Consider the following 26,470-nt stretch of genomic DNA (forward strand, 5'->3'; position numbering starts at 1 on the left):
CCTAGGTTCATCCAATCGCGGAAGGCCCGAAGGTCCCCTCCTTTCCCCCGTAGGGCGTATGCGGTATTAGCAGTCGTTTCCAACTGTTATCCCCCTCGACTGGGCAGATCCCTAGGCATTACTCACCCGTCCGCCGCTCGCCACCTCAGAAGTAAACTCCCTTGTGCTGCCGCTCGACTTGCATGTGTTAGGCCTGCCGCCAGCGTTCAATCTGAGCCATGATCAAACTCTTCAATTAAAGTTTTGTTGTTTGACTGACGTCAAACGGCTCAATGAATTCTACTGTTTTGATTCGCTTTGCTCACTAAAAAGCATCGCGTTTCAATCCATACATTACTGTATGTACATATTACTATGAACACTCAGTCACGCTTCTCGCTGAGGAGAATGACTTGAAAACATTGATTTAAATTTTTGACTGCCAACCCTAAGCTAATGCTAAGGGCGAGCAGTTTCGATTAACTCAACACCTGTGAGTGTCCACACAGATTTGCTTGATAAATTGTTAAAGAGCATGGTTATCAGCTTATTCAGCGTTTAACCCTTGACCCCGCTGGGTCAGTGGATGCGCATTATAGGGATGTCAGATTTTACCGCAACCCCTTTGGCGCGAATAATTACGAAAAACGATTCAAGCGCACACTTTTTAAACTAAAAGTGTGTTTTAACGCCAATTTTATCGAATTAGTGCTGGATTAAGGTAAAAGATGAGGTTAACCCAACGCTAGAAATGACAAGAGCAATAACCCACGCTACTGGCTACTGTGATAGTAGCCACTTGAGATGAACTTATAAGCAAATGTTTATCTGCTTATAAGTAGTAGCGTAGCGACTAGCCTAGGCTTTTTAAGTAAGACGGCACATCGGCAATACTGTCGAGTACCACTGTGGCATCACTGTCATCAGCAATAACCTTACCACTGCGCACTAATATACGAGTAGTCACGCCCGCCGCTTTCGCAGCCTGCATATCTTCGGCTTTGTCGCCAACCATGACTGAGTGCGCTAAGTCGATTTTTAAGAATTGCGCCGCATCATTGAGCATACCCGGCTTAGGTTTACGGCAATCACAATCAACCTTATATTCCCCTATTCCTTTCTCGGCATGGTGCGGGCAATAGTAAATACCATCGAGCTCGACCCCTTTGTCGGCAAAGTTCCAATCCATCCACTCCGTTAAGCTGTGGAATTGGTCTTCAGTATACATGCCACGGGCAATACCGGATTGATTAGTGACGACAACTAACTTGTAGCCCATTTCTTTTAAAGAGAGGCAAGATTCAAACACACCGTCAATATATTCGAAGTCATCCACTAAGTGGACATAACCATGGTCTTTGTTAATCACACCATCACGGTCTAAAAATACTGCTCGACTCACTGTAATACTCCCAAATCGCCTAAGGCGTTATCACGCTATTATTCCATTCATTATCAGAAATTGCACCGCGAAGTTATGCTTTTAGCGCTAAATTGCGCGTTAGTGATATTTCGTGGCTGTACAGGCAAATCTCTATGTACAGCTTGTGTCTATGCGAGATAGCAATTGTCCCACCAAATCAGAGTCCAAAAAATCCAGCAGTGAAATGTGTAATGGCACTGTTTTAATCAAAATACTCAATCGAAGAAGCTGAACAGCATTTTTACAAATAATTGCCACCGTTGCCATCGAAGCCGCTCGCAAGGAATGCGCTTCAAATCGTAAGAGAAAACCACAAAAAACCCCGTCTTTTGGGCATTGTTAGTCTCTGAGATGCTGCACTCAATCAAGCATTTCCCTTTATTTGTGGTGTTTTTAACGGTAATCTTGGGCAAATAACGAGAAAATACCCGAAATAGACGGAAATAATGAGTCGAACTACGCCTATCGTCCACAAAACCCGCACCCAGTTAGTTGTGGAAGTGCTCAGAGAGAGAATTCTTTCAGGTGACATAGCCGCAGGAGAACCCCTCAGACAAAGTGCCTTGGCTGAAGCGTTAAATGTCAGCCGTATTCCGGTGAGAGAAGCGTTATTGCAACTCGAAGCTGAAGGACTCGTTAAGTTTGAGCCCCATAAAGGTGCGACTGCGACAGTTTTATCCGTCGAACAAGTCACCGAACTCTTTGAATTACGTGCAATGATCGAAACCGATCTGCTTGCGAAAGCGATCCCACGACTTCAAGAGGCTGATTTAGAAAAAGCAGAACGTGTACTCGAACAATTGGAGTCGGCCTTCAAACATGAAGATGCCGTCGCCAGTTGGAGCGAGTTGAATACGCAATTTCACACTTGCTTATATCAGGCGGCTAATCGCCCACACACCCTTGAGGTTGTTCACGGCCTCAATACTAATTGTGATAGATACATTCGTTTGCAGTTATTGCTCGCGGGGGGGATTCCTGCTGCAGAGCATGAGCACAGAGCTTTACTCAACCACTGCAAACTGAGAGAAACAGAAAAAGCGACGGCGCTACTGCGTCATCATATTCTGCATGCCGCAATGACAATTCGAGATCTCGTCGCCAAACAGGTGGTCTAGATCACGGACGGCCATTAGAGTTGCCGATAAGCTTTGTTGTCGATTCAAGGCAGCGCTCAGGTTCTGCCTTTTTTATTTGAGAGAAACCACCATGCAGTACGCCACTATCACAGGTTGGGGCAAATGTGTTCCACCAGCCACTCTAACCAACGATGATCTTGCGACCTTTATCGAGACATCCGATGAATGGATTAAATCTCGCACCGGCATTAGCCAGCGCCATATCAGTCATGTTAACACCTCTGAACTCGCTTCAGTTGCAGCACAACGTGCGCTCGCAGCAGCGGGTATTGATGGCAGTGAAATCGACATGATCATTCTGGCCAGTGCCAGCCCAGACACTTTGATCCCAAATATTGCATCCACTGTACAAGCTAATATTGGCGCCAGTTGTGCCGCATTCGATATCAATGCTGCCTGCAGTGGCTTCTTATATGGCTTAGGTTTAGCCAGCTCACAAATCAAGAGTGGCCAGAGCAAGAAAGTATTAGTCATTGGTGCTGAACGTTTATCTTTCTATTTAGATTGGTCGCGCCGCGAAACTGCAGTGCTATTTGGTGATGGTGCGGGTGCCGTTGTGGTTGAAGCGACAGATGTTGCCGGTGGCGTGCTCGGTTATGAGCTAAATAACGATCCTGAAGGTCGTGATATTCTGAAAGCGGGCTTTGGCACGGCGATGGACAGATTCTCAGCCGACTCATTGGACTTTTTCATTGAATTCGATGGCCAAGAAATCTTCAAGCGTGCGATTAACGGAATGAATAAATTGAGCACTAAAGTGCTTGAAAAATGTGGTGTTGATAAGGATGAAGTGGATCTCGTGATCCCGCATCAAGCCAACGAACGTATTATTGATACCTTAGTTAGCCGAATGAAAATCCCGAAAGAAAAAGCCTTCGTGAACATCGCTAATTATGGCAATACCTCGGCGGCGACGATTCCAATTGCCATTTGTGATGCGTTAGAACAAGGCATTATCAAGCCGAATCAAACCATACTCTCTTGTGCCTTTGGCGCAGGCTTAACCTCTGCTGCACTCTTGCTGCAATGGGGAAATCGCGTCACACCTATCAATATCAGTGATGCCGAGTTACCGCCTTGTGACAAAACAGGCATAGAGTTAGTTAAACGCGCTGTAGATTATTTTTGTAAGCCGTAAACGGTTTCTGCAAAACGGTTACATAGTGTTTCACTAAAACAAAAAGCCATCTTAATCGATGGCTTTTTTAGTATATGACTACAGAGCTTATTCATTCAGCTTGCTAATGATCATCTCATCCCAATAGATAGCTTGATTAAAATGTTCGGCGAGTTTTTGATTTAACTCGTTAAAGCCTTTAATCACGCCTTCGCTGCCACTAATACAAGACCAAACAAATCGATGGCAATTGTTGTCGAATAAATCATATTCCCGATACTGATAAATCGCCTGTTCAGCGCGGGGCAACACAGAGTCGGCAATAAGAGGCTGATGTTGGTGATTACAGGCAATATAGATTTGGCTACCGGTCCGTCCCGCTAAAAAACGCTTTACCGATACAGCCCGTACCAGCCCTGAGCCATGTAACTCTACGAGGCAATCATCACCAAGCCAAATGCCAGTATGCTCAATCACGCCAAAAACATAACAACAGACGATACTGCCAGGAATTGGCGATACTGGTTTTAATCCCTTTTGCCATTGACTCGGCGGTGCCACCATAGCGCGCTTGGCAACGGGGTACTTAGGGGCCTTACCGAGTAATCTGTCACGCTCAAGCTGTTGACGCTGCTGGCGCTCATCGGCCAGCAAAACCGCACCGATTACGGCACCACCCACCCAAAGTAAAGGTAACGGCATCATATTCTCCTACCCACTCAACTTAGTAGAGTGAAGTACAAGTTGGTTGGATTGCCAAATCAACGGCAGGTTGAATTTGAACAGAAGATTAAATGTCAACTGAGTTTAGCTTGTCAGTGATTAACCTAAGATGAAATCAAATTGAAATCAAAGTGAAACCAATCCATCTCAAATAGATTCACTCACCACAAAGAGTGATTTCAGTTAACACTGACTAAGTCGATTTTTGCAATAAATCAGCCACGGTAAGCTTTGCCGCACCGCCCATGGCGGCCATTTGCGCGAGTAATAATTCTCCACAAGCTAAGGCATCGGTCAGCGCGCTATGGGCCGTATAAATGGGTAAACCATAACGCTCGCGACAAGCGCCAAGGCGCAAACTCCCCTCTTTAATCACTGAGTGCTCCCGTAGTAAACGGTGTTTTTCAATCATTAAAGTATCAATTGTAGGTAAAACAAGGGCTTGATGATAAATCGTCAATAAATCCTGCTGTAAAAAACGACAATCTAAAGGGGCATGATGTGCCACCAGCACACGGCCATAGGTTTGATTGATAAACCAGCCCATAGCCTCCTCAATGGTGACAGCTTGCACCAAATGATTATCAAGAATGCCGTGGATCGTCGCGCTTTGGCCTACGCTGCCGCGAATTTGCACTAACTTTTGCTCGGCGCGTACCAACGGGATCTCACCGCGCTCAATCGGCACCAATCCAATGCTGAGAATTTGATCTTGCTGCGGATTGAGCCCTGTCATCTCCAAATCCATCGCCATTAACGGCGCTTCGGATAACGGCATTGCCAGTAGAGGCAACAGCGACTGATAATAGCCTTTAAATAAATGATGTTGGCAACGCAGCGCCCGCCAATTGAGCTGAGTTTTCAGCAACAATGTATTCATATCAAAAGCTTCGCATAAATTTCATCTTCATCCCCGCCTGCGCCTCATGTACGACTTTAAAAGCGTCACGTAACTGATGACGAACCAGCGAAGATAAATGCCCAGGCAGCAAATAATTACTCACCTCTACCCCTTGATTATGTTGATAACCTTGGTTCGATAACCGCATATGGGCGATAAACTCGTGGGCATCAGCCAAATTGAGCGCATCTTGTCGATTGAGAATATTCGCATCCATCAAGGCACGAATACGTTTTGCAGTATTCACTTCTTTAATGCCCGCAGACAAGGCATAAACACGGGCAATATCGTTGATCAATGCATTGCCCTTATGTTTCAAATCTATGCCTTTAACTTCGCTACCATCCCGCTCGAGTACAAATTTGCGGAAAAATCCTAGCGGCGGCGACTCCACCAGGGAATTACCTGTCATACCCGCGAGGAAAATATCGTTATCGCGGGTTTGAGCTAAGACTTTATCCTGTAAGGCATCAAAAAGGGTTTGTGGACCGTAAACCGATCGCATATCGAAGAAGATGCTGGCGTGCATTAACGCCTTAGGCTCAGGCGTTATGACCCATTTTTCAAATACCTGTTGCCACTGTTTGAGTGACATCCGCCATTGGGGATTTTGCGCCATAATATTGCCGGGACAAAATTCATAACCGCATTGGTCAAGCCCTGCGCACACGGCATGGGTTAAGGCATCAAAATAACCTTTAGCAAAATCATCCATCTCTTCTGCGACTAACAAGCCATTATCTTGATCTGAACACGCAGCCTGATCTTGTCGTCCCTGCGAGCCAAATGCCAACCAGCAAAAGGCCATTGGCGGTTCACCAAGCAATTGTTGATTGAGCACAATTAATCGCCGCGTCAGCGCATCGGTGACAGAGGTTAACACTCGACCAATTTCTTCAGCTCTGGCATCGGCACTAATAAGATTTTGCAGCAATAGGGGAATTTGCTTACTGACACCAATTAAACTGGCAAGATCCTGCTGCCGTTCAATCTCACCAATCAACAGTAGCGGTTGTGAGCCCTGCCCGCGCAAGATGTCAGTACTGGTCACCATACCGATAGCTTTATCTTGATCGATAATAGGTAAGTGATGAATGTTATGCTCACTCATCAGCAGCATGGCTTCAAAAATCAAGGCATTGGAGGAAATCGAGATAGGTGAAACCGTCATAGCTTGATGCACAGCAACGCTGCCATCAAGCCCTGCTGCTAACACGCGATTACGCAAATCCTTATCGGTTAAGATGCCAACCAATTTATGATTATCCGTCACCAATAAGGACGATACTCGGCGATTTCGCATCAAGAGTGCCGCCTGAGTCACGCTAGCTTGGGCATCTATAACGATGGGAGTGGAAGACATCAAGGTACTTATCCGACTTGTGGTCGTCAGATCCTTTGCCTTAAAGCGGGCCTCATGGCGTAAACGCTTTGCGAAGGCGCGGGTAAAAAACTTATCGAAGTGACGACTCTCACTCCTAAGGCTATCAAACAAGGCTTGGGGCAGATGATAAACTAGACCGTCTTCAAGAATAGCGACTTTATTAACGACTTTTTCCCCTGATAACAAAGTAGAAAAGCCAAAAAACTCACCCTCGCCCACTCTATCCACCAACACACCGTCAGGATCGCGCACCTCAAAGGCGCCGCTACGCACCATATACAACTTAGGCGAATTCGCGTCGAAATTAACATAACCAGAGGCTTTGCTGTAATACCCAACAGTAACAGCCTTAGCGCAGCGCACGACTACATCCTCAGGCAGAGCATCAAAGGGCACAAGTCCCTGTAGAAATTGCACTACGGGTTGTAACTCACTGGCATTCATAGGCAACACCTTCTTTAGGCGAATTTTTACTGAGATGTCATCACTATAGCCTGCATTGTCGCTACGCTACATTCGACTAAAGTCAGCCGCAAGCATAATAAAGTGACTCCCCACAGAGTGATAAAGGCAGGCCAAAAGAGGCAATAAAAAAAGAGCGCTGAAGCGCTCTCTTGTGTTGATACTCACCATTACGCAGTAAGGTTAGTGGCCGCTTGCTTCACCCGAACCTTTAGGGAAACGAATCGATTCAACCATCTCCTGAACATGCAGTGGTGTTGCCGCAGTGACTCGACTCACTATCGCTGCTACACCGAAGTTCACTAACATGCCTACCATACCAATACCTTCTGGTGAAATACCCAGGAACCAGTTAGCAGCTATGTTAGCCGTTGGATCAACAAACTTGAAGTAGATGATATAACCAGCAGTAAACAGTAGACCCGTTAACATACCGGCAATCGCACCTTCTTTATTCATTGTCTTAGAGAAAATACCCATAACAATGGCAGGGAACAGTGAGGAAGCCGCTAATCCGAAGGCGAATGCCACCACTGCCGCCACGAAACCAGGAGGGTTCACCCCAAAGTAACCCGCAATCACAATGCCAATACCTGCCGCCAAGCGAGCATATAGCAGCTCTTTTTTATCGGAAAGGTTAGGCATTAAATTCTTTTTCAATAGGTCGTGTGAAACCGACGTTGAAATCACCAATAGCAAGCCTGCAGATGTTGATAACGCAGCTGCTAAACCACCCGCCGCCACGAGGGCGATAACCCAAGCTGGTAAATTAGCGATTTCTGGCGTAGCAAGTACGATAATATCGTTATCAATCTTCATTTCATTTTTGCTAGCGGGATCTTCAATCTTACCTGACGAATAGTAAATTTTACCGTCGCCATTTTTGTCATCCCACTTAATCAAACCGGTTTTTTCCCAGTTCTTAATCCAATCTGGTGCAGACTCATAAGCCACACCTTTAGAATCGGGACCGTTAATAGTTTCAATCATGTTCACGCGGGAGAACGCTGCTAACGCAGGCACTGTGGTGTACATAATCGCAATAAAAACAAGCGACCATCCGGCAGTGATACGTGCATCCTTCACTTTAGGTACAGTGAAGAAACGCACGATAACATGGGGTAAACCCGCAGTACCCACCATCAAGGCACCCGTAATACAGAACACATCTATCATGCTCTTAGAACCGTCGGTGTAAGGTGCAAAGCCGAGCTCAACCGAAACGTTATTGAGTTTTTCTAACAAATATACACCGCTATTATTGCCAGCGGCATCCAGTAACTCAGCACCAAAACCAATTTGCGGAACTAAGTGGCCTGTCATCATCACTGAAAGGAAAATAGCCGGAACCATAAAGGCGAAAATCAGTACGCAGTATTGGGCAACCTGAGTGTAGGTAATCCCTTTCATACCACCGAGTACCGCGTAGAAGAACACGACCGCCATACCGATATATACGCCCGTATCCACATCCACTTCAAGGAAACGCGAGAACACAACACCCACGCCACGCATTTGCCCTGCAATATACGTAAAGCAAATAAAGATAGCGCAGATAACCGCGACTGTACGTGCCGCCTGTGAGTAATAACGCTCACCGACGAAATCTGGCACAGTAAACTTACCAAATTTACGTAAATACGGTGCCATACAAAGGGCAAGCAATACGTAGCCGCCCGTCCAGCCCATCAAGTACACGCTACCATCGTAACCGACGAAAGACACAATACCCGCTAACGAAATAAATGACGCCGCTGACATCCAATCTGCCGCCGTTGCCATACCGTTCACAACAGGGTGAACACCGCCGCCAGCAACATAGAACTCTTTGGTTGAACCCGCACGGGTCCAGATTGCAATCCCAATGTAGAGCGCAAATGAGAGCCCTACGATAATATATGTGAGTGTTTGAACATCCATCTCAAAGCTCCTTAGTCTTCTTGTACGTTATATTTTTTATCTAAGGCGTTGGCTTTTGCCGCGTAGACAAAGATAAGCGCAACGAATACATACATAGATCCCTGTTGTGCAAACCAGAAACCTAATTTGAATCCCATGAAATGGACTTCATTGAGTACATCAACCAATAAAATGCCGCATCCAAAAGAAACTGCCGCCCAAATGGCTAATAAGCTCAGTACGAGACGAATATTCTCGCGCCAATAACCCTTTGCCTTGTCGTTGTTTTCAAAACCCATAGTGACTCCCCTGTGCTGTTTTAATTTTAAGTCATGTTTAATCTAGCAACAGCTGGTGTGAGCACAATCACGACTTTCGTCTAACCCGTGATTCAAAACACTGTCTGCAAATAGCGAATAGAAACAAATTCAAAGAGTTAACAATGATATTACATTTCGATACGGTTTTAACTTTTTTAACAGGTTAGACCAATGTCGAACATGAATGAGTGGGATGTGAATGGAGAAAGAGGATTTTCATCCAATAAATAGAAATAACTTATTGTCTGAACTAGGGAAATTAGAAATTTAAATGACCTTTAATACGGCTCTAGACTGGCTAAAAATCAGATGATTTAAGATTTTTAGCCTAGATTATTGAGGGTTTTAATCATGAGTTTCTCAATCAATTAGAGACGTTAAATCTCTCATCAAACCTAGGTCAGGCCAATTGCTTACCGTTTTATTTCATCATGTTATTTCGTCAAAATGTTAGGGTTTGACTCACTGCCTCTTTGCAGGTTTACAACAAAAAATAACCCAGCCTATGCTGGGTTACTCAATCTACCTTGAGGAAACGTGACTAAGCGTTACTCGCAACAAGCGGCTTTCATCGCATGATACATCGCGTGCCGTCCGTCTATAAAATGCCGTTACTTCGCAGCTAAAAACCTCACTAACGCCGCCAATTCTTCTGCGGTATGTGCGGTTGAGGTCAGCATATAACGGCCATTAACCAATAATGACGGTACCCCCTTGATCCCTGCAAGCTCAGCTTGAGAGTCATAATTCATTAGAGTGAATTTAGCATCGACGGAATTCATCGCGGCATCGACATCACCCACCTTAGCGCCTTGGGCAATGAAAAAGGCTTTTACTTGCTCTAGGGTGGTAAATTGCTCACCTTTCTCATGAATTTGCTTAAAAATGGCACCATGGGTTTGCTTAGTCATCTTTAATTTTTGCGCCATATAATAGGCAAACTGGCTCAATTCCCAAGCAGGACGACCTGCACCAACGGGGGTACGCTCAAAGGCCACATCTTTGCCAAGCAGCTTTACTGTCGACTCAATGAGCGGTTCTTGCTTATAACAATGTGTACAGTTATAAGAAAAAAACTCCCGCAGCACTGGCTTTTGCGTTTCGGTAATGCCCGCCACAGTGACATAATCCTTGCCTTCTTCGAAACTTGCAGCCTGCAGGGCAAAGCTGGCACTCAGCATTAATCCGCACGCAAATACTGCTATAGGTCGAACTCGATTAAACACGCTCATTATATTGTCTCTTTTTATTCGTCGTTTGTTTAAATAAGGATGACACATTTGCTCAAGCAAACTTGGGACCCAAAGATAACCTAAAAGTTCGACTTTTACCTTTTACAGTAATGAACCTTTCTCAACATGCCGCTAGCATATCCAGCGGCGAAACATACTGATATCGAAAGCCTAAATCTGTGACAATCGCGTCAGCTTGGATGACTTTACTCGGCATAGATTGTTGATTAAATTCTGGCGCGACTAAACCTAGAGATTCGGCAGCAGCTTGATAAAACTCAGCTTTAGTCGGATGTGAAGGTGCGCAAAGATTATAAATCGGCGCCACTGATAATCCAGAATGAGTTGCCGCGAGAATTGCGCTAACGGCGCGCACACAGTCACTAAGATGGACTAAATTTACCGCGACATTCGCCCCACTCACATCGGTTTTTCCAGCAAGAAAACGCCCAGGATGACGTTTAGGACCGACGAGTCCAGCAAAACGAACGATACAGGTATGGGGCAATGCTTGAAATAAAGCTTCAGCATCTAACAGCACTTGGCTATCGCTTGATTCTGCCATCGCATCGGCTTCTGTCATCAATTTATCTTGGGTCGGATATACACCCGTAGTGCTGATAAACACAATCCGCTGATATTGCCAGCCTTGAGTTAATGCGATGAGTTGTTGTAATTCTTCAAGATAAGCGGCATTACCACGCTTTAATCGGGGAGGAATATTGACCACTAAATAATCGGTCTGAAATAAACCGCTTAACGCCTGAGCATCGGGGGCAGAGGATGCTTCGTGGCCCAATTGCAGCGGATAGGCTTCAATCCCGACTTCAGTTAATACCGATAATTCTTCGGCACTGCGCTTACAGCCAGTGACTCGATAGCCCTCATGGACAAGTTGCTTTGCCAAAGCAAAACCAAACCAACCACAACCGACCAAAGCAACACTGGATTTTACTGCGCTGTTTTCTGCTTTTACATTCGCCATATTAGCCCTAAGGGAATCACATCAGCGGATAGAATACGGAACTTAGCGTATAAGATTCAAGTTTGTAGCGAACTAAAATAAAAACTAATCCCTTTATCGACTTGTAATGTACGAATAGCCCCCTCGGACAACTCTTCCGCCTTGATGGCTTTTTGTACTGTCACGCCTTCATTACTTAAAAAACGCAGCGATGGTTCACTGCCATCCTCTTTGCAGGCCCACACTTGGGGTTGACTCACATCTTTAGTCGTCATCATGACTTTTGCGATACAGCCATCGGAGAGTTTCACTATGGTTCCTGGTGGATAAATACCGAGAATTTTAACCAAAATAGCGATTAAAGATTCGGCATGTTTAGTGGCCCGATTCTTAAACAAATAACCTAAAGCGACTTGAGGGGAGGATATTTGTTGACCACTGAGCTGTTGATCGTAGTCATTTGCCAAACTTACGATCTGCGTAATGATAGGAATTTTATGGTCAGTTAACCCATCAGGGAAACCTGAACCGTCAATAAACTCATGGTGGTGTAGCACAATGTGGAGTACTTCTTTTGGGAATAATCCGGAACGATTGAGCATGTCATAGGCGAAATTAGGGTGCATTTGCAGATAATTTGACTCATGAGGTGTTAAGGCTCCACGCTTACGGCGAATAACATCAGGTACCTTAAGTTTACCAATATCATGTAACAAACTACCAAGAGCAATATCACGCAGTTCCCTTGGACTTAAATCCAGTGCATGGCCCATCATCATTGCTAATACTGCCACGGAGACGCCGTGCTGGGTCACACTGACATCGTTATCATCCATTCCAACCAAAGTGAGGAAAGGTTTTTCAACTTCCTGTAGATGGCTGAGCAAGTCTTCAACCAGTGCCGCCGATAAACGATAGGCGCCTTCAGGATCGCTGACTATTTTACCAAACACACTACGGCAGTTATTCACATTCATTAAAAAACGCTTCTGACTCAAACGCATCGCCTTACGGGTATCGGCCTTAAGATCACGCTCGGGTTCAACTGCTATCTCATCTTCGATGTCATCTTCTTCAACAATATCCAGTTCGGCATTCAATTCAGATAACAAAAAAACATAGGGAACGCCTAAGCCACGGATCATTTCGATTTGAGCGGCACTGCTAATATCAACACGGTTAAATAAAAAAGGGTGGTTCGTCCATGACAAAGGCAACTTGACTCTCATGCCAAGTTGAATTTCTGACAGTAACAACTTTTTTTGAGGTACTTTTGCCACGCAATATGACTCCTTTCAAATGTAATGTGGGTATAAACAGATGGCCTCATCTGCGTATCCAACAGGGCACATTTAAGCTAAGTACATATAACTATAGATGATTCAAAGCATTCAATGGATAAATAAGGTAAAAATCCTTATCAAACTGAGGGATAGAACACATCGTCATGTGCCCCACCGCTCAGTTCTAAATAAAGTTATTATATAACAATACGATAAAAACTAAGGCTGAAGTTCTTTAGCTTCTTCTTTTGGCCAATCACGGAGGTAATAGCTGAGTCGCTTCGATTTAATAAGATAAATACTCGACCAAAACAGCATTAAAGCATCTAAAGCAAGACTCCAATGAAACAGAAATTGGCCATGGATCAATCGCTGACCCAACAAGACGCCATCAAAAATCAACAGCAACCACAACCCCCATTTTAAATGCACAAAAATCGGTCTTAACCATTGGGGCGAACGTCGACGTTCAGCTATCACCACAAGATAAATCAAAACCGCGCCAAGTCCCGCCCCGAGTGCTAACAAAAAATCTGACTTTTCAGGGTAAAAAATCCGCACTAACTCAGAACGATCACCCATCTGAGTCAGCGAGGCGATAAAAATACACCAACCACGCGCGAGATAAGCCAAAAGCGCATATAAAAAGATGGGCGGTTTAATGTGGCCTTTATCATCGAGCCAAGTGATGTGACTAAAATTCAAATAGGTTTCCAATCAGCAAAATCTAAAACAGCATATCAAGGAGATGGTGCCAATCGCGGTTAATTCAATAGCCAAAGCAGATAATCTTTCCGCACCTTGATTATTTTCAGACAAAAAATAGCGCCTTGGGCCAGGCGCTATTTAATATCTGCTATTCGGCGGTATTCACCCCTTGATACAAGGCTGCAGCCGTTACAGCCGGCATTGAATCAACATCAAGCCAACGCCCTCTCTGAAATGACGCCAATCAAGCGTTCGCGGCGAGAAGGGCTAACAACTCGTCTTCATCCATCACTTTAACACCAAGCTCCTGCGCTTTAGCCAGTTTTGAACCTGCCGCCTCACCAGCCACTAAACAATCGGTATTTTTGGAGACACTGCCTGCCACTTTCGCCCCCAACGCCTGCAACTGCGCTTTAGCATCATTGCGATTGAGCTGATTTAAGGTGCCAGTCAATACCCAAGTTTGACCTTTAAGCGGCTGGGCATCTGCACTAGGTGCTTCAATGGCGGGCCAATGCACACCAGCAGCGATTAAGGCATCGATAACCTCAAGGTTATGGGGCTGGGCAAAAAAATGGGCCACATGCTGGGCAACAACAGCACCAACATCTTCCACTTCAGTTAACTGCTCCACAGTTGCCACCCGCAGCGCATCTAGACTGGCAAAGTGTGCCGCTAGGTTTGCTGCCGTCGCCTCACCCACTTCACGGATCCCCAAGGCATATAAGAAACGTGCCAGGGTCGTGGTTTTAGCCGCTTCAATCGCCGCGGCTAAATTGGTTGCCGACTTCATCCCCATACGGTCGAGCATAGTCATCATAGAAGCGGTAAGCTTAAACAGATCCGCAGGACTTTGAACTAACTCTTTATCAATCAATTGCTCGACGACTTTATCGCCCATGCCATCGATATCTAACGCCTTGCGGGATGCAAAATGCTTAATCGCTTCTTTACGCTGCGCTTCGCAGAATAAACCACCGCTACAGCGAGCCACAGCCTCACCTTCAAGGCGCTCGACTAAACTGCCACACACAGGGCAATTATGCGGAAATACAATGTCTGTCGCTGTTTCAGGGCGTCTTTCAGGCACTATGGCAACAATTTGTGGGATAACATCGCCAGCGCGGCGGATGATCACAGTGTCACCGACCTTAATGCCTAAACGGGCAATTTCATCGGCATTGTGCAGCGTCGCATTCGATACCGTCACGCCACCAACAAACACAGGCTTTAAGCGCGCGACTGGCGTCACAGCACCTGTGCGGCCCACTTGAAAATCAACCCCTTCGAGCAGGGTCATTTCTTCCTGTGCGGGGAATTTATAGGCAATCGCCCAGCGGGGAGATTTAGCCACAAAACCTAAACGTTGCTGCTGGGCAATGTCGTTAACTTTCATCACTACGCCATCAATTTCAAAGGCTAAATCGCCGCGACGGCTGAGAATATCTTTGTAGTAGTCATAGACTTGGCTTAGTTCAGCGCAGACTTTGATTTCACTACTAACGGGTAAGCCCCACGACTTAAGCTGTTGCAACTGTTCAAAATGTGTTTTAGCTAACGGATGGGAATCGGGCTCCACCACACCGAGCGCATAGGCATAAAAAGCCAATGAACGGGCAGCAGTAATTTTACTGTCAAGTTGTCGCAAGCTACCGGCTGCTGCGTTACGCGGATTCACGAAGAGTTTTTCATCTTTGGCGCGCGCCCTGTCATTCAAAGCTTCAAAAGCGGCTTTTGGCATAAAAGCCTCGCCGCGCACTTCAACGAGTTCAGGGAAGTCATTACCACGTAATTTAAGCGGGATCGATTTAATGGTTTTAACATTTTCAGTGATGTCTTCACCCACTGAACCATCGCCGCGCGTCGCCGCACGCTCGAGCACACCATGGCGATACAAGATACTCACGGCAAGGCCATCGAGTTTAGGCTCGCAACAAAAGCTCACCTCACCGACTTTATCGGTGACACGCTTATGGAAAGCACTGAAATCCGCCTCATCGAAGGCGTTATCTAGGCTTAACATAGGCTTAAGGTGCGTGATTTGATCAAATTTGGCGAGCGCTAATCCGCCCACCCTTTGAGTCGGTGAATCAGCGACAATCAAATGGGGATACAAGGCTTCTAACTTGAGTAAACGCTGCATCAACCTATCGTACTCAGAATCGGTAATGCTCGGAGCATCGTCCACATAGTAACGAATGTTGTGCTCGTTCAGCGATTGGCTGAGCGCCTGCATCACCTGCGATGCGTTTTCTGGGGTGACGTCTTTAGACAGAAGTGTATCGAGTTGAATGTCTTGCATATTCTTTATCCAGAATTCTTTAGATCACAAAAAGAAGATCACAAAAAATGAGGCCGCAATAGCGGCCTCATCAATCTATTAACCGCCAAGTTGCGGCGTCGGCTTAAGCGTTAGCGCGAATGCGGTGTAAATAATCTTGCTTAGTGAACTCACCCCAAGGTTGGCGTTGTCCGTCAAGCACGACCGCATCGATATCATCCGCAAGTTGGCGCGCCGAGTTAAGCATAATCGAGAAGTTCATTAGGGCGTCACCGTAGCAAGGCAAAGTCATGAAAAACACCACACCTTGGGTACTGAACTGCTCCATATTATCCGGATCAAACACGCCAGGCTTTAGCATATTCGCTATCGAGAACAATACTTTACCATTGCCAGCATTATCCACATGGCGATGGAAGATATTCATATCCCCATATTTAAAATTCAAGGTTAAGAAACAAGGTAGCAATTCGGCGCCGTTAAGCTGTAGACCCTCTTTAGCGACCACGTGTAATACCAGTACGTCGCGTGGTTCACCTAACTCATCTTCAGCGGCTTGTTCGACAACCTCTTCTTGATAGCTATCTTCTTTATATTCATTTTCGTCAAACAAGGCCGTTTGCTGCGGAGCTGCACTACGTAACGCATGTTCCTGCTCAGCCGCTTTTTGCGCGACGATAGCCGCATGGGATTGACCCATTGGCGGAGTTTGCGTGCTCGCTTGAGTGTTCAAAACGGGCTCTTGACGCGAGACTTTCGGGCCACGGTGTTGCTCTTTTGCCACGGGTGGCTGCAAGCTAAAATCAGGCTGAGCTGTCACAGGCTCGTGTTTAGGGCCAACTTTCAACTCTGGTTTAAATTCTGTTGATTTAAACTCTTGTGGTTTAAATTCAGGCTTAGGTTCTAGCTTTACTTCCTGCTTCAAATAAGGATTGGCCGCAGGGGTTTCGTTGTTAGGTGCAAGTTCACCGGCTTTGCGCACGCGTACGGCGCCAATACCATCGGCATCAAACCCTTCTGAATCGATCCGCTTCGGACTCGGCTCACCTTTCTCAGCCTGTTTCTTATAAAAGTTGCTCATTGGGCTATCTTTCAATGACTTAGGCTGTTGTCTTCTGATAGACCAAAATCCATGCACCAGCACAGCAACTATGGCTATGGCGCCTAAAACGAACAATACTAGTTGCAAATCTTCCATTGGTTACCCTGTCTTTCTTCTAGTTATCCAGCGTCAGCCATCGCCACCGCTTGCTCTATGTCTACCGCAACTATACGAGACACACCGGGCTCGTGCATAGTCACGCCAATAAGTTGATCCGCCATTTCCATGGTTATTTTGTTATGGCTGATATAAATAAACTGTACGCTCTGTGACATTTCTTTTAGCAATCGACAGAAGCGTTCTACGTTGGCATCGTCTAATGGCGCATCCACTTCATCTAACATACAGAAGGGAGCAGGATTCAGCCTAAAAATGGCGAATACCAATGATAAAGCGGTTAATGCTTTTTCACCACCCGAAAGAAGATGGATTGTGCTGTTCTTCTTCCCCGGTGGTTGGGCCATGATAGTCACGCCCGTTTCTAACAAATCGTCGTCAGTTAACGCTAAATAAGCTCGGCCGCCACCAAACACTTTCGGAAATAAGCGTCCGAGATCTTCGTTGACTGAATCAAATGTCGTCTTAAAGCGGCTTCGGGTTTCTTTATCTATTTTACGGATCGCTTCCTCTAAGGTTGCAAGCCCTTTATTTAAATCGTCATCTTGATGATCAAGATAAGATTTTCGCTCACTTTGCTGTTCAAATTCTTCGATCGCCGCAAGGTTAATGGCACCTAAACGAACAATTTTCTGCCGGATTTGATCTAAATCACTCTGCCACTTGTCTGGCATCCCCTCTGCCGGCAAGTTTCCAAGGATTTCAGACAGAATGATTTGCTGTTCTTGTAAGGCTTCCAGCTGACTATTCGCTTGGCCTTTTATTCCTTCACGACGTAACTTTAACGTGCTCAGGCTTTGAGTCAAGTCCTCAAGCTTACCAAGCTCTTGTTTTTGCTTTATTCCTATACTGTTTAATGTGTCTGTGAGCACACTTTGCTGCTGACGAACCTCTTTTAAGCCCTGTTGTTGCTCATGTTGTTGCTTTAGTAACTGCGTTAACTGTTCAGTCAGCTGCACACTATTTTGCACCCCACTCAATTGGGCAACTTTGGCAAGTTCTGTTAACACAGACTCGCGGGAGTGGATGAGTTCATTGACACGCACTTGCTGTAATTCAATTTGCTCCGTGCTCACGGCCATGCGCATCGTCACGGCTTGCAAACCCGTCGCAGTGGCTGATAATTGACGTTCTACCTCAGTAATACGCCCTTTTAATGCTTGATGGCGCACACTATCGGCCTGTGTGTCTTGGATGAGTTGCCGCTGAATATCTTCACTAGCCTGCAGCGTCTCATCGAGCTCCATTTCTTGTTCTGCTAATAATTCGCATTGCTCGCTTAAGCGTTCAATATCAATCAAACTCGTACTTAAAGCCGCGTCAAGTTTACTTTGCTGTTCGACGCGCGCCTTCACTTGCTCGATTAAACCACTAAGCTGCATCGACTTAGTCGCTTTGTCTAACTGCAATTGATGTAATTTTTGCGCGCCATCGGTCAGTTGCAGTCTTTGTTGCTGCAAAATAGCCGCAAGATCTGTCATCTTGTCTTGCCGAATCTGCAGGGATTGTTGCAAATCGAGGATATTTTTCGCTAACTGAGCTTGCTCTTTACTGAGTTGCACCAGTGACTGGGCGCCCTCTGTTTTCGTGATTAAAAAACCTTGTCCCAGTAGATAACCGTCGGCAGTGACAATCCGTTGATCGGATGTTAGCTGTGGCAGCAGTTCTTTCGCTGCATGGATATCCTTTGCCCACTTAAGCCCCGCTAACCAAGGGGCGAGATTCACCTTAGCCTGTAAAAATTCACTTTGGCTTGATTGTGACGCTAACGCTTGAAACCCCATTTCAGTTTCAGTGACGCCAACGGGCAAGGTCAACAAGCCATTAAGGGCGAGTTCCGCCGCAGTTTCCCAACCATTTCCAACGGTTAAACTCTGCCATAACTGCGGTTTATCACTCTGCTGTTCTTGCTTAGTCAACCATTGTTCAACCAGCTCATGGCGCGCTTTAGTCGCGGTTAATTGCTGCTGAATTTGCTCAGCGCTATGGCGGGCTTCATCTAAGGCTTGCGTACTTGCACTTACACTTTGTTCTTGCTGATGATTAATTTCATTTTGCAGTGTGAGCGCATCATCCAAAGACTCAATATCTTGCTGCAATGGTGTAATACTCGATGCGAGATCACCGTCCATTAACGCCGAAAGTTGCGCCTGCTGCTCACGACTTTGCTGCTGTTTGTGTTGCAGTAATTGCTGCTGATGCGCTAACTGGCTGCGACGCAGTTCAAGCTGCAACTTATGCTGAGAAACATCCGCTGCCTGTTGGCGCGCCACTTCGGCCTGCTGCTGACTGCGTTCTATGCTCATTTCCCATTGGGATTGCAGCTCATCCATGAGCTCTTGTTGCTCATCATGCTGTGGCCCAAGTTTGGCAAGTTCAAGCTCTAACGCGCTAAGACTCGCTTTATAGCCGTTAAGCTTATCGGTGTTTTGTTGGATCTGCTCTTTGACTTGCGCCAACTGGGTTTCGAGCTGGGCGTCGCGTTGCTTTTGATTCTGTAGCTGTTGCTCTAACTTAGCGATCTCAGTACCGGTCAGATAATAGGCTTCAACCGCTCGCTGCTCTTGCTCCGCCAATTGCGCGAGTTGCACTTGCAATTCAGTGGTCTGTAATTCATCAGTTTGCGCGAGTGACTGCGCCGCCGCTTGCTGCACTTCAATAGCACTTATCTGCTCAGATAGGCTCGCCATCTGATCTTGCAACTCTTGATAGCGCATCACAAGGAGTTCAGCATGGGTCTTACGCTCGGCCTGTTTAAGCTCACGATATTGTTTAGCGGCTTTAGCCTGCTGCGCAAGTTTATCTAACTGCTTACCGAGCTCACTGCGAATATCGCCCAAACGCTCGAGGTTTTCGCGGGTATGGCGAATACGGTTTTCAGTTTCGCGCCGACGCTCTTTATAGCGGGAAATCCCGGCGGCTTCCTCAATAAAGGTACGCAAGTCTTGGGGTTTAGATTCAATCAGGCGGGAAATAGTGCCTTGCTCGATAATGGCATAACTTCGCGGGCCAAGACCTGTGCCCATAAACAAGTCGGTAATGTCTTTACGACGACACTTTTGACCATTGAGAAAATACCAAGACTCACCGTCGCGGCTCACCTGACGCTTAACGGCGATTTCTTCATAACTGGCATACTGACCAGCGAGGCGACCCTCTTTGTTTTCAAAAATAAGTTCAACACCCGCCACAGACACAGGTTTTCGCGCGCTTGAACCGTTAAATATCACATCGGCCATAGAATCACCGCGTAGGTGCTTCGCCGAGCTTTCACCGAGCACCCAACGCACGGCATCGATCACGTTCGATTTACCGCAGCCATTTGGGCCAATAATGGCGGTTAATGCCTGTAAAAAAGGAATTTTCGTGGGATCGACAAACGACTTAAAGCCGGCAAGTTTTATCTGTTTTAATCTCATGGTGCCAGTTAGCGCGTCTCTGAAGTCTGGCCCGAAAATGAGCCGAGCGGTGCAAATGCATTCTGCTGGCAACTTTAACAAAGCAGGCAGCATTTTGTAACGCTTTTTATTGAATTCATGCGGCTTTTAGCTTGTCATCTGTCCATGAGTTGATCACAATCGCATATAGCTGTCGCTTAACTTTTTGGAAAAACGATATGACACAGAAAAAAACCTTGCCCTTCCCAGCCAAAAGTGGCGTTAATTATTTTCTCGATGGCTTTGGTTTAATCACACGTAAAGGCCTGCGCACTTTCGTATTTATTCCGCTAATGATTAACCTTCTGCTGTTTGCTGGCGTCATTTATGTAGCCATAGGCCAGTTAGATACGCTATTCACTTGGATGAATGCGCAGCTCCCTGAGTACTTAAGCTGGTTAAACTTTTTACTTTGGCCACTCGCCGTCACCACTATGCTGGTGATGCTTGCTTTTGTATTTAGCTCCGTCATGAACTGGCTCGCCGCCCCCTTTAATGGTCTGTTGGCTGAAAAAGTCGAGCAGTTGTTAACTGGTAAGCAGCTGAATACCGGTTCTGGTATTGATTTAATCAAAGACTTACCTCGTATCCTTGGGCGTGAGTGGATCAAACTCAAATACTATCTGCCCCGCGCACTGGTATTTTTGTTATTGTTTTTAGTGCCTATGGTAGGCCAGACGCTGGCGCCGATTTTATGGTTTCTGTTCAGCGCTTGGATGATGGCGATTCAGTACTGCGATTATCCCTTCGATAACCACAAGGTCAGTTTTAAAGATATGCGCTTTGCCTTGAATCAAACCCGTGGCACCAGTTTTAGCTTTGGCGCCACTGTGACGCTATTTTCGATGATCCCCATAGTCAACTTTATCGTCATGCCAGTGGCGATTTGTGGCGCGACGGCCATGTGGGTCGATAAGTATCGTGAAGCGTATCGCAACCATGCAATCGCACCCGAGTAGTAACACCAGCAGTGCTGAGTCATGGCTCAGCACTGCTCCCCAATTTTTTTAGACCCAATAATCCAATCATGTTTCGCCTCGTTAAAATCAACGCAAACCTTGTAACAATTACTCGCTATTGTTAACTTCACGTTTTCTGGCAAAATGCGCGCCACGAATGTGTTATTTGAGTCTTTTTTGTTGAAATCAATCTTAGCCATAATCTTATCTAGTCTTACTTTTCTACCTGTAACTTGTCTTGCTGGCTATGCCAGCCAATTTCAGTTAGCCATTCCAACACTTAACAGTGCTGCCAATATCGACGGTGAGTTGGACGATGCCATTTGGCAACAAGCCGCAGTCACAGAGCTCAAATACGAAACCCAACCAGGGGAAAACATTGCCGCATTAGTGAAAACCGAGGCGCGAGTCTATGCGACTAAAACCAGTCTTTTTGTGGCATTTACTGCCAAAGACATTAATCCCAAACTCATTCGGGCAACCCTCAAGGACAGAGACAAGCTGTGGAGTGATGATTTAGTCGGAATTAAACTCGATACTTTTAATAATGCCCGTTTAGCATACCAATTTTTTATTAATCCCCTTGGCGTGCAATTAGACTCAATTGAAAACGAATTAACGGGTGAAGAAAGCGAAGCATGGGATGGGATTTGGAAATCCGCAGGCAAGATCACCGCCGATGGCTATCAGGTCGAAGTCGAATTACCACTGAGACTGTTCAACTTTGACGACAAGAAAAGCCTACAAGAATGGGGCTTTGAGTTAATTCGTTATTATCCACGCAATGAAAAACATCGCCTATCGACCCATAAGATTGACCGAAATACGAGTTGTCAACTTTGTCAGTTAGGTGTGGCTTCTGGCTTAGCGGGGGCAGAACAAGGACAGGATGTACAAATCACCCCGACTTTTATCGCCAACCGTAACGAACATAAACAGGCGGATGGCTGGGAAGCAGATAACAATCTCGAGCCAGGTGTAGACTTACGCTGGGGCATTAATTCCAGCACCTTACTCAATGCCACCATTAATCCCGATTTTTCCCAAGTCGAATCTGATGCTGGCCAGCTCGATGTGAACAGCACTTTCTCCTTGTTCTATGATGAGAAACGGCCGTTCTTTTTGGATAATAAAGACTATTTCGACACACAGGTGAATCTGCTGCACACCCGCAATATTGTTGCACCAGACTATGGTATAAAACTGACAAGTAAGAGCGATGATCATACTTTAGCTCTGCTAGCGAGTAACGATAGCCAAACCACGTTTTTGGTACCGGGAAATTTAAGCTCAGAAGTTGCCTCGCTTGATCAAGAAAGTTTGAACCTTGCGGGACGTTATCGTTTCGACATGAGCAAAACCTTCTCCATCGGTGGATTACTTACCGCGAAAACGAGCAGTGACAACACTCACAATGGTACAGCAAATAACCCACACTATGGGATTAACAGCCAACCCGATTACCACAACTATGTCATTAGTCTGGATGCGAAATATCAACCAACACCACAGGACAGTTTCACTGCGCAAGTGGCCCAATCAGATACTCAGTACCCCACGGGAGTTTATCGTCAATTTTGTACTGATACTGAAAATGACCCTAGTAATGGTTTGCCCTGTGGCCAATCTCAGCTTGATTGCGAACTCGGTCACTGCCAACTCAACGAACAAGTATTACGTAGCCAATCTGATAGCCGCTTTGGCGGCAATTTATATCAGTTAACCTTTAAACACGAAGAGCGAAATTGGTTTGCTTACAGTGAATACAACGCAGTTGATCCCGATTTTCGTGCCGATTTAGGCTTTGTCGAAAAAATCGATTACCGCACCTTTGAGGCTGGTGCGGGTTTGATTTGGTATCCTACGGGCACCTTTAACAAGGTGGAATTAGCGGGAGATTGGGATATCACTCATAACCAAGCAGGCGAACGACTTGAAGAAGAGTATGAAGCCTACATCGAAATCCTCGGCGCATTACAAAGCGAAATCACCTTTGGTGTAGAAACCCGTGAACGTGTGGGCCCTCGCCGCAATGCTTCACAGCTCACTATCGCCGGAAATAGTCAACTATATGATGAAACCCAAGTGTGGTTTTATGGCGCAGTAACCCCGTTATCGCCCCTGAGTATGGAGCTTGAAATGTACTACGGCGATGAAATTGATTTTATCAATGATAGGCTGGGCACTAAAACGCAAATGAACCCGAATATCAATTGGAAAATTGCTAATGGACTTTCTATCGATATCTCCCATCTTTATCAGCAAATGGATGTGGAACAAGGTGCGCTTTTTACCGCTAATCTGAGCGATGTACGCCTCAACTGGCAATTCAGTCTACACAGTTTTATTCGCCTTTCTAGCATTTACACCCGGATAAATCGCAATGTGGCGCAGTATTTATATTCGGCGCCTCAGAGTGAGGAAGCGCATTTAGGTAATGAACTCCTCTACGGTTATAAACTCAATCCGCAGAGTGTGTTCTACCTTGGATACTCTGATAGTTTGCAGGCTAATGATGAGTTAAGCCGCCTGACGCGGGACGAGAAAACCTACTTTATGAAGTTAAGTTACGCATGGCTGCTATAAACAATCATTGCCTTAAACAGAAAGCAACTTAGGCAAACAACTGACATAAAAAGCCCACATCTTCCTCGATGTGGGCTTTTTATTATGGCGGTGAGAATCTTAGACCTTCTGCAGAATAACACTGCCAATAGAATATCCTGCGCCAAACGAACTCAATAAACCTAAATCGCCAGTCTTAAAGTCACCGGAAAACTTGTGAAATGCAATAACAGAACCCGCGGAAGCCGTATTGGCGTATTCATCTAGTACCACGGGCGCTTGTTCCGCTGACACATCATCCCCAAGCAACTTTCTCACCACAAACTGATTCATGTTGATGTTCGCTTGATGTAACCACAAACGTTTGAAGGACTGTGGCGTTAACGCTTGTTCGGCCAGATGTTCATCCAAATGTTGGTAAATCATCGGCAACAGCTCTTTAAATACCTTGCGCCCTTGTTGGTGGAATAACTTATCGGCTTGATGGGCCGCACTCGGATCGCAGCGGTTCAAGAAACCGAAATTACTGCGAATATTGTTCGAGTAATCGGTAAAACAGCGGCTCGAGAGGATCTTAAACACATGATCAGACTGGGCTAAGCTTTGTTCTTCCAGTACCAGAGCCGTCGCCACATCACCGAAGATAAAATGGCTGTCACGGTCGCGATAATTCACCTGTGCCGAGCAAATCTCAGGGTTGATCACTAACACTCTTGAGGCAGAACCCGTAGCAATGGCATTAGCCGCGGCGACAATTGCAAACGTCGCCGATGAACACGCTACCTGCATGTCGTAACCATAACCCCGCGTACCCAGTGCACGTTGAATTTCAATCGCCATAGCAGGATACGCACGCTGAGTATAAGCACAGGCAACAATCACTAAGTCAATTTGCTCAGCCTTGAGATTGGCATTCTTTAGTGCCATCAAGGCAGCTTCAAGGCCAATCTCGGCCTGCATAGATAATTCGTCACTACTGCGCTCAGGAATCAACGGCATCATGACTTCGGGATCCAGAATGCCCTCTTTCACCATCACATATCTGTGCTTGATACCTGAGGCTTTTTCAATAAACTCGCTCGATGAATAGGACAAAGCCGCAACATGGCCTTGCTCAATTAAGCCTGCATTTTCAAGATTGAAAATATCCACATAAGCATTGAAGCTCTCAACTAAGGCTTCATTGGAAATACTGTGGGGCGGCGTAAATAGGCCACTCCCCGAAATGACGACCTGTTTCATAAATGCTCCAAACGGGTACTGGTTGTAAGGTGAGCAGAGGATGCATCATCACTCGTAAGCACAGGTGCTAACTCATTTTGCCCCTGCGCTTGTTGCTCTAATCGTTGCTTTTTATGCATTTGCACTAAGTCTATCACGACTGTTGAAGATATTTTATCTTGGATCCCCTGCCGATTGGCATCCCAAAATATTTGCATAAAACCAAGTAAGCCTGTGGTAAAGCCTGCGGCATAGCCACCATAACGGCCAAACGCGGCCCATAAACTGATGTTGGCACCATCGAGCTGGATCACCCGAATGCCCAGCATCTTCTTACCTAAGGTTTGACCATCAAATTGTGCAGTAAAGACGGTAAAGTAAAACGCTGCCCACCCAAAACCCAGCCCCATATCACTCAGAAAGCCTTTCACCCAAGCGACAACACTATGGGTTGTAGCTTCATCAACGGTTCTGAGGCGAGAATATTGCGAAGAGCTCACATTCACTGCATCAGCCGCACTTTGCAGCTGTACATCCGGCGAAATAGCTTGAATAGGCTGAAGTGGCTCAGGCGGAGAATCTGTTGTCGCCAACGCAACAGGAAGTGTAATAACAGGCCATAGGCTGCCATTAAGCACCTCCGCCTGTAACTTTTCACTGTCTACGGCAGGCAAACTACTGTTGGCTATGGTTGCTAGCACTATTTCACGTTGATCATTTTCTGTCATGCCCTTTGATCCTGAAGCATTTTTTATCGCTTCATGTAGGGACTGAACTTGAGTTTTACCACAAGCATAATTATTACACTGGCTCAACGACATCAATGCTGGTAGTGACGTAATAATTTGTTCACCTAATGCCAATTGTTGCTCTACTCCCTCACTGCTTTTAACGTCTGTTCCATTAAAATCAAACAGATTATTAGCGGTTGTCAGCAACATAAAAACCAACATCAAGGCATAAAGTCCCCACTTGAGTAAACGACCAAACTTACGACTGCGCTTTTCAATCCAGATAATACTGACCACCAGCAAGACAAACATCCAATCCATCTGCTCAGCTAACACAGTGATCAGCAAGCCATCAATCAGTATGGCTAACATCCGCTTCAACGGTGTCGCCAATGGGGTGTATAACACGGATGCTGCAATGGTAAATGCCTTTGGTGTTACCATCGTTTTTGGATCTTTACCCAGATCCATTTGTTGCTGCTTCATCTTTGCGCTTGTCCGATACGAGTGATAGGCTAGTTTT

19 protein-coding genes and 1 rRNA gene are annotated in these 26,470 nt (G+C 45.9%); 4 read left to right on the top strand and 16 right to left on the bottom strand.

All coding sequences use genetic code 11. From position 1 onward, the window contains the following. Positions 1-238: ribosomal RNA gene (locus tag L5L98_RS04810) — 16S ribosomal RNA — on the bottom strand; the annotation flags it as partial. Between the two features lie 594 nt (positions 239-832). Next, positions 833-1,381 (bottom strand): D-glycero-beta-D-manno-heptose 1,7-bisphosphate 7-phosphatase, encoded by a 549-nt coding sequence (gene gmhB, locus L5L98_RS04815; RefSeq protein WP_105252161.1) that lies wholly within the window; start codon positions 1,379-1,381, stop codon positions 833-835. A gap of 467 nt (positions 1,382-1,848) precedes the next feature. Between gmhB and L5L98_RS04820 the strand changes: the two genes are divergently transcribed. Beyond that, the gene (locus L5L98_RS04820; protein WP_028760950.1) at positions 1,849-2,520 is read left to right on the top strand and encodes a GntR family transcriptional regulator; all 672 of its coding nucleotides are present in this window, start codon (positions 1,849-1,851) and stop codon (positions 2,518-2,520) included. A 91-nt stretch (positions 2,521-2,611) separates the two neighbouring features. After that, the gene (locus L5L98_RS04825) at positions 2,612-3,679 is read left to right on the top strand and encodes a ketoacyl-ACP synthase III (protein WP_028760951.1); all 1,068 of its coding nucleotides are present in this window, start codon (positions 2,612-2,614) and stop codon (positions 3,677-3,679) included. Between the two features lie 87 nt (positions 3,680-3,766). Here L5L98_RS04825 and L5L98_RS04830 read toward each other — a convergent pair whose 3' ends face one another. The 12 genes from L5L98_RS04830 to L5L98_RS04885 all read right to left on the bottom strand — a co-directional run bounded on the left by L5L98_RS04830 (position 3,767) and on the right by L5L98_RS04885 (position 20,453). Beyond that, on the bottom strand, positions 3,767-4,360 hold the full coding sequence (locus L5L98_RS04830; RefSeq protein ID WP_263138966.1) for a lecithin retinol acyltransferase family protein: 594 nt from the start codon (positions 4,358-4,360) through the stop codon (positions 3,767-3,769). 214 nt (positions 4,361-4,574) lie between these two features. Next, positions 4,575-5,261, bottom strand: coding sequence for an exonuclease domain-containing protein (locus L5L98_RS04835; protein WP_263138970.1), 687 nt, complete (start codon positions 5,259-5,261; stop codon positions 4,575-4,577). A gap of 1 nt (position 5,262) precedes the next feature. Continuing rightward, positions 5,263-7,110: a DUF294 nucleotidyltransferase-like domain-containing protein gene (locus L5L98_RS04840; RefSeq protein WP_173497354.1), complete on the bottom strand. Its 1,848-nt coding sequence runs from the start codon at positions 7,108-7,110 to the stop codon at positions 5,263-5,265. 201 nt (positions 7,111-7,311) lie between these two features. Then, positions 7,312-9,048, bottom strand: a complete 1,737-nt coding sequence (locus tag L5L98_RS04845; protein WP_131523557.1) for a sodium:solute symporter family protein — start codon at positions 9,046-9,048, stop codon at positions 7,312-7,314. A gap of 11 nt (positions 9,049-9,059) precedes the next feature. Further along, a complete protein-coding gene (locus L5L98_RS04850; RefSeq protein WP_006082142.1) occupies positions 9,060-9,326 on the bottom strand; it encodes a DUF4212 domain-containing protein in 267 nt (88 codons plus the stop codon). Between the two features lie 632 nt (positions 9,327-9,958). Next, positions 9,959-10,579, bottom strand: coding sequence for a thiol:disulfide interchange protein DsbA/DsbL (locus L5L98_RS04855; protein WP_263138980.1), 621 nt, complete (start codon positions 10,577-10,579; stop codon positions 9,959-9,961). 121 nt (positions 10,580-10,700) lie between these two features. Continuing rightward, the gene (locus L5L98_RS04860; RefSeq protein WP_198572821.1) at positions 10,701-11,564 is read right to left on the bottom strand and encodes an NAD(P)-binding domain-containing protein; all 864 of its coding nucleotides are present in this window, start codon (positions 11,562-11,564) and stop codon (positions 10,701-10,703) included. 56 nt (positions 11,565-11,620) lie between these two features. Next, positions 11,621-12,823, bottom strand: a complete 1,203-nt coding sequence (locus L5L98_RS04865; protein ID WP_263138982.1) for an HD-GYP domain-containing protein — start codon at positions 12,821-12,823, stop codon at positions 11,621-11,623. A 222-nt stretch (positions 12,824-13,045) separates the two neighbouring features. Beyond that, complete coding sequence (locus tag L5L98_RS04870; protein WP_263138984.1) at positions 13,046-13,531, bottom strand: DUF2919 domain-containing protein; 486 nt, start codon at positions 13,529-13,531, stop codon at positions 13,046-13,048. Positions 13,532-13,778: 247 nt separating this feature from the next. Then, entirely contained in the window at positions 13,779-15,836 is a 2,058-nt protein-coding gene (gene ligA, locus L5L98_RS04875) for an NAD-dependent DNA ligase LigA (RefSeq protein WP_263138985.1), read from the bottom strand. A gap of 103 nt (positions 15,837-15,939) precedes the next feature. After that, a complete protein-coding gene (gene zipA / locus L5L98_RS04880) occupies positions 15,940-17,013 on the bottom strand; it encodes a cell division protein ZipA (protein WP_028760961.1) in 1,074 nt (357 codons plus the stop codon). Between the two features lie 23 nt (positions 17,014-17,036). Beyond that, positions 17,037-20,453: a chromosome segregation protein SMC gene (locus L5L98_RS04885; protein ID WP_263138989.1), complete on the bottom strand. Its 3,417-nt coding sequence runs from the start codon at positions 20,451-20,453 to the stop codon at positions 17,037-17,039. Positions 20,454-20,650: 197 nt separating this feature from the next. On the opposite strand from L5L98_RS04885, the gene cysZ reads away from it, so the two are divergent. Together cysZ and L5L98_RS04895 are read left to right on the top strand one after the other, a co-directional pair. Next, positions 20,651-21,430 (top strand): sulfate transporter CysZ, encoded by a 780-nt coding sequence (cysZ, locus tag L5L98_RS04890; RefSeq protein ID WP_131523549.1) that lies wholly within the window; start codon positions 20,651-20,653, stop codon positions 21,428-21,430. Positions 21,431-21,574: 144 nt separating this feature from the next. Beyond that, positions 21,575-24,016: a DUF5916 domain-containing protein gene (locus tag L5L98_RS04895; protein ID WP_411569203.1), complete on the top strand. Its 2,442-nt coding sequence runs from the start codon at positions 21,575-21,577 to the stop codon at positions 24,014-24,016. 99 nt (positions 24,017-24,115) lie between these two features. Here the strand turns inward: L5L98_RS04895 and L5L98_RS04900 are convergent, their stop codons facing one another. Together L5L98_RS04900 and L5L98_RS04905 are read right to left on the bottom strand one after the other, a co-directional pair. Continuing rightward, entirely contained in the window at positions 24,116-25,237 is a 1,122-nt protein-coding gene (locus tag L5L98_RS04900) for a beta-ketoacyl-ACP synthase III (protein WP_028760965.1), read from the bottom strand. Continuing rightward, positions 25,234-26,433, bottom strand: a complete 1,200-nt coding sequence (locus tag L5L98_RS04905) for an RDD family protein (RefSeq protein WP_263138997.1) — start codon at positions 26,431-26,433, stop codon at positions 25,234-25,236. Before L5L98_RS04905 ends, L5L98_RS04900 begins: the two co-directional genes overlap by 4 nt. Between the last annotated feature and the right edge of the window lie 37 nt (positions 26,434-26,470).

The sequence above is a fragment of the Shewanella sp. SM23 genome (assembly GCF_025654295.1).
Lineage (GTDB): Bacteria > Pseudomonadota > Gammaproteobacteria > Enterobacterales > Shewanellaceae > Shewanella > Shewanella oncorhynchi.